Genomic DNA, 7,461 nt, shown 5'->3' with positions numbered 1-7,461 from the left:
CATCTTATAGTTTCCCGGCCCCCCACCACCTCGCCCGCCGCGTGAGCCGTATCCACCCTTTCCTCGGCCTGCCCCCCCCCGCCCCCCCCCCCCGCTGGGGGGCGGTCGGCGGGCCGCGCCCAGGTGGGTGCTGGTCAGGCCGGGTGGGCCTCGACGACCTGGACGTCTTCCTCTGTGATCTCGCCGTCCACGATGCGGAACGAGCGGAACTGGAACGGGTCGTCCTCGCCGTTGCCGTCGGCGGTGGAGACCAGGACGTAGTGGGCGAACGGCTCGGAGGCGTAGCTCACGTCGGTGCGCGAGGGGTAGGCCTCGGTGGCGGTGTGCGAGTGGTAGACGATCACCGGCTCCTCGTCGCGGTCGTCCATCTCGCGGTAGAGCTTGAGCAGGTCGCCCGAGTCGAACTCGTAGAAGGTGGGCGAGCGGGCCGCGTTGAGCATCGGGATGAACCGTTCGGGCCGTCCGCTGCCGGCCGGTCCGGCGACCACGCCGCAGGCCTCGTCCGGGTGGTCGGCGCGGGCGTGGGCCACGATCCGGTCGCGGAGTTCTCGGGTGATGGTCAGCATGCGGTCAGGATAGCCACGCCCCGGCGGGTGTCCGCCGGGGCGTCCGGAGCGCGGTCACCGGGTGTCCGCCACCTGGGCGTGGCGGCCCGGCGTCGGCGGTTCAGCCGCCGTTGCGCACGTGCAGGTGGTCGTGGGCGACGCCGTGGGCGGCCCTCGGGTTGCGGCGCTTGAGCACCTGGTAGCCGATCACCAGCAGGACGGCCCAGCCCGGGAAGACGTACAGCGAGATCCGGTTGACCGAGTCGAACGCGATCAGCACCACGACCAGGGCGAGGAAGGCGAGCGCGGTCCAGCTGGTCCAGACGCCGCCGGGCGCCTTGAAGGTGGGCGGCGGCAGGTGGCCGGCCCGCCAGGCCTTGCGGTAGCGGATCTGGCAGATCAGGATCATCGCCCAGGTCCACAGGCCGCAGACGGTGGCGACGGAGGTGATGTACTCGAACGCCTTGGCCGGGACGAGGTAGTTGAGCACCACGCCGACGCCCATCAGCAGGCAGGAGAGGGTGATCGCGAAGGCCGGGGTGCGGTGGGAGTTGAGCTTGGTGAGCTGCCCCGGGGCCTGGCCGCGCAGGGCGAGGTCGCGCAGCATGCGGCCGGTGGAGTACATGCCGGAGTTGCAGGAGGAGAGCGCGGCGGTGAGCACCACGAAGTTGATGATGCCGGCCGCGGCCGGGATGCCGATCTTGCCGAAGGCGGCCACGAACGGGCTGACGCCGGGCTGGAACTCGGTCCACGGCACGAGCGAGAGGATGATCACCAGCGCGCCGATGTAGAACAGCATGATGCGCCAGGGCAGGGTGTTGATGGCGCGCGGCAGGGTCTTCTCGGGGTTCTCGCTCTCCCCGGCGGTGACGCCGACGAGTTCGACGCCCAGGTAGGCGAACATGACGATCTGCAGCGTCATCACGGTGGCGCCGATGCCCTTGGGGAAGAAGCCGCCGTCCTGCCACAGGTGGGTGATCGACGCGGTGTCACCGGCCTTGCTGAAGCCGAGGGTGAGCACCCCGATGCCGATCAGGATCATGCCGATGATGGCGGTGACCTTGACCATCGAGAACCAGAACTCGATCTCGCCGAACAGCTTCACCGAGATCAGGTTGGCCGCGTAGAGGATCACCAGGAAGGTCAGCGCACTGGCCCACTGCGGGATGTCGGGCGCCCAGAACCTCACGTACACGGCGGCGGCGGTGGTCTCCGCCATGCCGGTGACCACCCAGAACAGCCAGTACGTCCAGCCGGTCACGTAGCCGGCGAAGGGGCCGAGGAACTCGCGTGCGTACTCGGCGAAGCTGCCGGAGACCGGGCGGTAGGTGAGGAGTTCGCCGAGGGCGCGCATGATCACGAAGATCGCCACGCCGGCGACGGCGTAGGAGAGGATCAGGCTCGGGCCGGACCGGGAGATCGCGGTTCCCGCGCCGAGGAAGAGGCCGGTGCCGATGGCACCGCCGATCGCGATCATCTGGATCTGGCGGCTTCCCAGCCCCCGGTGATAGCCCTCCTCGTCCGGTTTCGCGTCGACCACGTCGTCGTACAGCTGCTCGGCCATGGTGCACCGTCCTGGGTGGGTCTCGTGGGGTGGAGAAGTCGTACCACGCAGGGTTCGGATAGCGGTGTTCATCTGAGCGTTATTTGAGCATGACCTGCTAGGGTTTGCCCGATTTAAAGAGAAATGCCCCGGCCATCCGTCCACATATTGGACGAATCGACCGGGGCCTGCCCGGAAGCGGGCAGGATCAGTCCGCGATCGCCTCCAGGAGCGTCTCCTGGAGCGCCCCCAGCCAGACGTACGCCATCACCAGCGGCTTGCGGTCGTCCTCGTCCGGCAGCTCGTAGAGCTCCTCGTCGTCCTCGCTGACCTCCAGCTGGACGCCCAGGGTCAGCCGCAGGTCGTTGAGCGCGCCCAGCCAGCGCAGGCCGTCGGCGGGGTCCAGCTTGAGCACCCCGCCCTCGCCGCCGAGCCGGTCGAGCATCCGGACGACGTGCAGGGCGTCCTCGCGCTTGCGGGTCCGCAGGTCCACCTCGGTGTAGCGGCGGAACTCGCCCGAGGCGGCCCGGCTCTCCTGGTCCTCCGGCCCGGCCGGGTCGCCGTAGGCGTCCGGGAAGAGCCGGGCGAGCATCGGGTTGGCCGGCGCCTCGGTCGGGCCCTCGGCGAACAGCGCGGCCAGCGGATCGCCGCCATCCCCGCCCGGGCCGGGCCCGATCAACTGCAGGATCCCCACCTCCAGGGAGCGCAGGATGGAGGCCTCCAGCTCGTCCAGCGCGATCGTCGCGCTCCCGCCGCCGGCACTCTCGAACAACCCAGCCATGTCTATCGGTCAGCCCGTCTTCGTCGTCTCGGGTGGGGTACCGGCTCCGCGGCCGCGGCAACTCGCGCCGCGGCCGCCGCGCTGCGGTCGGTCGTGCTGCGGTCAGTCGTGCTGCAGCGTCGCCCAGAGGCCGTAGCCGTGCATCGCCTGGACGTCGCGTTCCATCTCCTCGCGGGAGCCGCTGGAGACCACCGTCCGGCCCTTGGTGTGCACCTCCATCATCAGCTTCCTGGCCTTGTCCTTCGGGTAGCCGAAGTAGGCCTGGAAGACGTACTGGACGTAGCTCATCAGGTTCACCGGGTCGTTGTGCACGATGGTCACCCAAGGCGTGTCCGGCTCCACCACCGGTAGTCCTTCGACCTCCGGGCGCTCGATCTCCACGGGCGCGACACTCACCGCCGGGTCCTCCTCGCTGCGCAGTCCGTCCACGCCTCTTCAGCCCCATGCTGCCATCCGGGGGACCCCCGGGCGATTCCGGACCGGCTCTCAGCACGAGAAATCGTCACTCTGACGCTAAGTGGTAGTAGCATCATCCGCATGGACGCCACTTCAGTGCGCGCGGCCGGTTCGACCGCGCTCCTCACCGACCGCTACGAGCTCACCATGCTGCAGGCCGCCCTGCGCAGCGGGGCCGCGCACCGCCGCTCCGTGTTCGAGGTGTTCACCCGCCGCCTGCCCAGCGGCCGCCGCTACGGCGTCATGGCCGGCACCGGCCGGGTGCTCGACGCCATCGAGGACTTCCGCTTCACCACCCCGCAGCTCGACTGGCTGGCCGGCCAGGGCGTGGTCGACGACGACACCCTGCGCTACCTCGCCGACTACCGCTTCGCCGGCGACATCCACGGCTACCCCGAGGGCGAGGTCTACTTCCCCGGCTCGCCGCTGCTCACCGTCGAGGGCAGCTTCGCCGAGGCGGTGATCCTGGAGACGGTGATCCTCTCAATCCTCAACCACGACTCCGCGATCGCGGCCGCCGCCTCCCGGATGACCGCCTCCGCCGGCGGCCGCCCGGTGATCGAGATGGGCGCCCGGCGCGCCCACGAGCAGGCCGCCGTCGCCGCCGCCCGGGCCGCGTACGTGGCCGGCTTCGCCGCCACCTCCGACCTGGAGGCCGGCTTCACCCACGGCATCCCGACCACCGGCACCGCCGCCCACGCCTTCACCCTCGTCCACGACAGCGAGCGGGACGCCTTCCGCGCGCAGATCGCCTCCATGGGCAAGGGCACCACGCTGCTGGTCGACACCTTCGACCTGCGCGAGGCCGTCCGCACCGCCGTCGAGGTGGCCGGCCCCGAACTGGGCGCCGTCCGGATCGACTCCGGCGACCTCACCCTGCTGGCCCACCGGGTCCGCCGCCAGCTGGACGACCTCGGCGCCACGAAGACCCGGATCATCGTCACCTCCGACCTCGACGAGTACGCCATCGCCGCACTCGCCGCCGCCCCGGTGGACGGCTACGGCGTCGGCACCAGCCTGGTCACCGGCAGCGGCCACCCGACCTGCGCGATGGTCTACAAGCTGGTCGCCCGCGCCGAGAGCGCGGACGGACCGCTGGTGCCGGTGGCCAAGCGCGCGGCCGGCGGCAAGACCAGCATCGGCGGCCGCAAGTGGGCCGCCCGCCGGCCCGACGCCGACGGCGTCGCCGAGGCCGAGGTGGTCGGCACCGGAGCGGTCCCCGCCGACCTTGAGCCGCACCTGATGCAGGTGCCGCTGGTGCGGGCCGGCCAGGCCGTCGGCCGCGAACCGCTCACCGCCGCGCGCGAACGGCACATCCGGGCCCGGGCCGCACTGCCGCTGTCGGCCACCCAGCTCTCCAAGGGCGACCCGGTCCTGCCGACCGAACTCGTGCTCTGACCCCGCCCCGGCCGACCGGCGCGGACCGAGCGCCGGCCCGGGGTCGTCCGCCGGGTTCGCCGGTCCGGCGGTCCGGCGGTTCGGCGGTTCGCGCCGGGCGCCGGCCCGGGGTCCGCCCCAGGCCTTCCGCCCCCGCACGCCACTCCCTAGAGTCAACCGTAGAGTTCCCCCGGAGCTCCCCGAGAACCCCCGAGCCCCGCCGCGGGCCGAGTACTCCCGAGGGCTCCCCCCACCGGCGCGCCACCACGGCCGCCCCCCACATCCGAGGATGCGAGCCATGCACCGGGCACTGATCGTCGTCGACGTGCAGAACGACTTCTGCGAGGGCGGCAGCCTGGCCGTCGCCGGCGGCGCCGAGGTGGCCGCCGCCATCACCGACCTGATCGTCGAGTCCTCCCCCGGCTACCAGCACATCCTCGCCACCCGCGACCACCACATCGACCCGGGCGACCACTTCTCCACCGAGCCCGACTACGTCACCAGCTGGCCGGTGCACTGCGTGGCCGGCACCGAAGGCGTGGGCTTCCACCCCAACTTCGCCCCCTCCGTCATCTCCGGCGCGGTCGAGGCGGTCTTCGACAAGGGCGCCTACTCGGCGGCGTACAGCGGTTTCGAGGGGCTGGACGAGAACAACCGCGGCCTGGTGGAGTGGCTGCGCGAACGGCAGGTCGACGAGATCGACGTGGTCGGCATCGCCACCGACCACTGCGTCCGGGCCACCGCCCTGGACGCCGCCCGGGCCGGCTTCACCACCCGCGTCCTGCTCGACCTCACCGCCGGGGTCGCGCCGGCGACCACCACCGCCGCGCTCGCCGAACTGCGGGCCGCCGGGGTCGAGTTGGTCGGCGCCCCGGTGGTTCGGGGGTAGCTCCGACTCCGGTTCGGGTAGCCACGGCTCCGGGTGCGGCTCGGGGGTAGCCACGGCTCCGGGTGCGGATGGATCCGATCCCGAGCTAACCGACCATCAACTCCACCACGTCCGAACCGCCCACCCGGTGGGCCTCGCGCAGTTCGGCGCCGACCGCGTCCCGGTCGGCCGCGAGCCGGGCGCCGGAGACGTACACCACCCGGATCCCCAGGTACTCCATCCGGTGCTGGCCGCCGCGCACCCAGGCGGCCTCGCCCTCGCTGACGCAGCGCAGGTCCGAGTCCACCTCCACGGCGACGCCCTGCTCCGGCCAGTAGAGGTCCGGGACGGCGATGTACGTGCCGCCGCGCATCCGCAGCTCGGGGCCGACCAGCGGTGCGGGCAGCAGGCACTCGTCCACCAGTTCGCCGACCCGGTCCAGGACGAAGTCCCGCTCACCGGCGAGCAGTTCGTCCAGGGCGGCGCGCACCCGGGGCTCGCCGGTCAGCCCGGACTCGGTCAGCTCGGAAGCCAACTCCCGTACGGTGCACGGGCCGTCTGGCCGAGAGACGGCTTCGCGCAGCACCTCCCGCACCGGCATCGGGGCGCCACCCTCCTCCACGGTCCACTCGCACAGCGCGTCCGCGACCGCCCGGGCGACCGGTGCGCAGGCCAGGCCGTGCACCGAGCGGGCCACCAACTCCCGTTCGGTACGCAGGATCCGCACCTCCCCGGCGTCCTTCAGCCGGCGCTGGCGGGGCACCAGGACGTCCACCCCGATCACCGCCGGCAGCCGGGGCACCGCGGCGAAGCCGTACAGCGCGAGCGCGGCCGCACCGGTGATCACCGCGCCCTCGCGACGACCCTCCTCACGACCGTTCTGCGCCGCGTACAGCAGGGCGGCCCACATCCGCTGCTCCGGGGTCGGCCCGTCGGACTGCAGCAGGTACACCCGGGGCAGCAGCCGCCGCCAGGGCCCGCCGCTACGGCAGTGCTCGGTGATGACCCGGGCCGGCACGCCCCGGGCGCGCAACTGGCTCGCGGTGACGACGTTCTGTTGACGCTTCGCCAGCTCCTCCAGGGACGGCGGCGGCGTGGGAATCCGGTAGCTCATGCGGACACCATCCCCAACCGCCCCGACCCGCCACCGGCCACCTGACGCACTGTTACCCAACCGTCGCGAAACCGGGATCAGCTCGCACTAAAGTCCCCATACCCTCACTCAATCGGAGTAATTGACGGTCGTCAGGTTGTCATATCTGATCGAAAACGATCGCCCACCAGGCCGCCTGACCCAGAGTGACCAAAGGCATACGCCGGGAGACCCTCCAGGCGTCAAACCCGCCCCGGGAATTGCCTAGGCTTGCGTCATGTCACGTGACGAGACCGCCGGCCTCCGCGCGGCCCAGCTCCGCCTTGGCCGTCTGCCCGGATACGTCCGCCGCCCGGACCCGGCCCGCCGCAGCGGCGAACAGGGCCATACGTACAAGAAGGGCTGGGAGGTCCGCTTCACCGCCCGCAGCGAGGCCGAGATAGCCGAGATCCGCGACCTCGTGGTCGCCGCCGGGTTCGCCCCGGCCAGACCCTTCTTCAAAGGCCACCAGCTCATCCAACCGGTCTACGGCATGGCCGCCGTCCAGGCCTACCTGGCCGCGAGACAGGCGGCCGAGGAACACGCCGCCCGCACCGCGCTCGGCCGCCGCCGACGAACCGCCGGCGGACACCCCGCCACCACCGGGCACCCCACCACCGGGCACTCCACCGGGCACCCCGCCGGCGCCGCACACCGGTGCGAACGCGAGGAAGCCGCCGCCGGAGCCGCGGGGGGGGGGGCGGGGGGCGGCGGCCCCCGCGCCGCCCCACGCGCCGCGCGGGGGGGCGGAGACATGCC

Annotated in this window: 7 protein-coding genes and 1 pseudogene; 3 read left to right on the top strand and 5 right to left on the bottom strand. The window is 72.1% G+C overall.

Features of this window, described 5'->3' with window-relative positions; translation table 11 throughout:
• Positions 1 to 134 precede the first annotated feature (134 nt).
• The 4 genes from ACFV6I_RS35180 to clpS all read right to left on the bottom strand — a co-directional run bounded on the left by ACFV6I_RS35180 (position 135) and on the right by clpS (position 3,265).
• Entirely contained in the window at positions 135 to 566 is a 432-nt protein-coding gene (locus ACFV6I_RS35180) for a Mov34/MPN/PAD-1 family protein (RefSeq protein WP_063349211.1), read from the bottom strand.
• 100 nt (positions 567 to 666) lie between these two features.
• Entirely contained in the window at positions 667 to 2,109 is a 1,443-nt protein-coding gene (locus tag ACFV6I_RS35175) for an amino acid permease (RefSeq protein WP_063349210.1), read from the bottom strand.
• Positions 2,110 to 2,296: 187 nt separating this feature from the next.
• Complete coding sequence (locus ACFV6I_RS35170; RefSeq protein WP_363370280.1) at positions 2,297 to 2,869, bottom strand: DUF2017 domain-containing protein; 573 nt, start codon at positions 2,867 to 2,869, stop codon at positions 2,297 to 2,299.
• Positions 2,870 to 2,971: 102 nt separating this feature from the next.
• Positions 2,972 to 3,265, bottom strand: coding sequence for an ATP-dependent Clp protease adapter ClpS (gene clpS / locus ACFV6I_RS35165; protein ID WP_063351371.1), 294 nt, complete (start codon positions 3,263 to 3,265; stop codon positions 2,972 to 2,974).
• A gap of 141 nt (positions 3,266 to 3,406) precedes the next feature.
• Between clpS and ACFV6I_RS35160 the strand changes: the two genes are divergently transcribed.
• A complete protein-coding gene (locus tag ACFV6I_RS35160) occupies positions 3,407 to 4,723 on the top strand; it encodes a nicotinate phosphoribosyltransferase (protein WP_079135851.1) in 1,317 nt (438 codons plus the stop codon).
• A 277-nt stretch (positions 4,724 to 5,000) separates the two neighbouring features.
• A complete protein-coding gene (locus ACFV6I_RS35155; RefSeq protein WP_380335172.1) occupies positions 5,001 to 5,591 on the top strand; it encodes an isochorismatase family protein in 591 nt (196 codons plus the stop codon).
• Between the two features lie 85 nt (positions 5,592 to 5,676).
• Here the strand turns inward: ACFV6I_RS35155 and ACFV6I_RS35150 are convergent, their stop codons facing one another.
• Positions 5,677 to 6,684, bottom strand: a complete 1,008-nt coding sequence (locus tag ACFV6I_RS35150; protein WP_380335174.1) for a hypothetical protein — start codon at positions 6,682 to 6,684, stop codon at positions 5,677 to 5,679.
• A gap of 256 nt (positions 6,685 to 6,940) precedes the next feature.
• Here ACFV6I_RS35150 and ACFV6I_RS35145 point away from each other — a divergent pair.
• Positions 6,941 to 7,461 (top strand): annotated as a pseudogene (locus ACFV6I_RS35145) (hypothetical protein); the annotation flags it as partial.

The organism is Kitasatospora sp. NPDC059803 (assembly GCF_042732255.1).
Classification (GTDB): Bacteria; Actinomycetota; Actinomycetes; order Streptomycetales; family Streptomycetaceae; genus Kitasatospora.
This window is presented reverse-complemented; position numbering and strand designations above follow the sequence as displayed.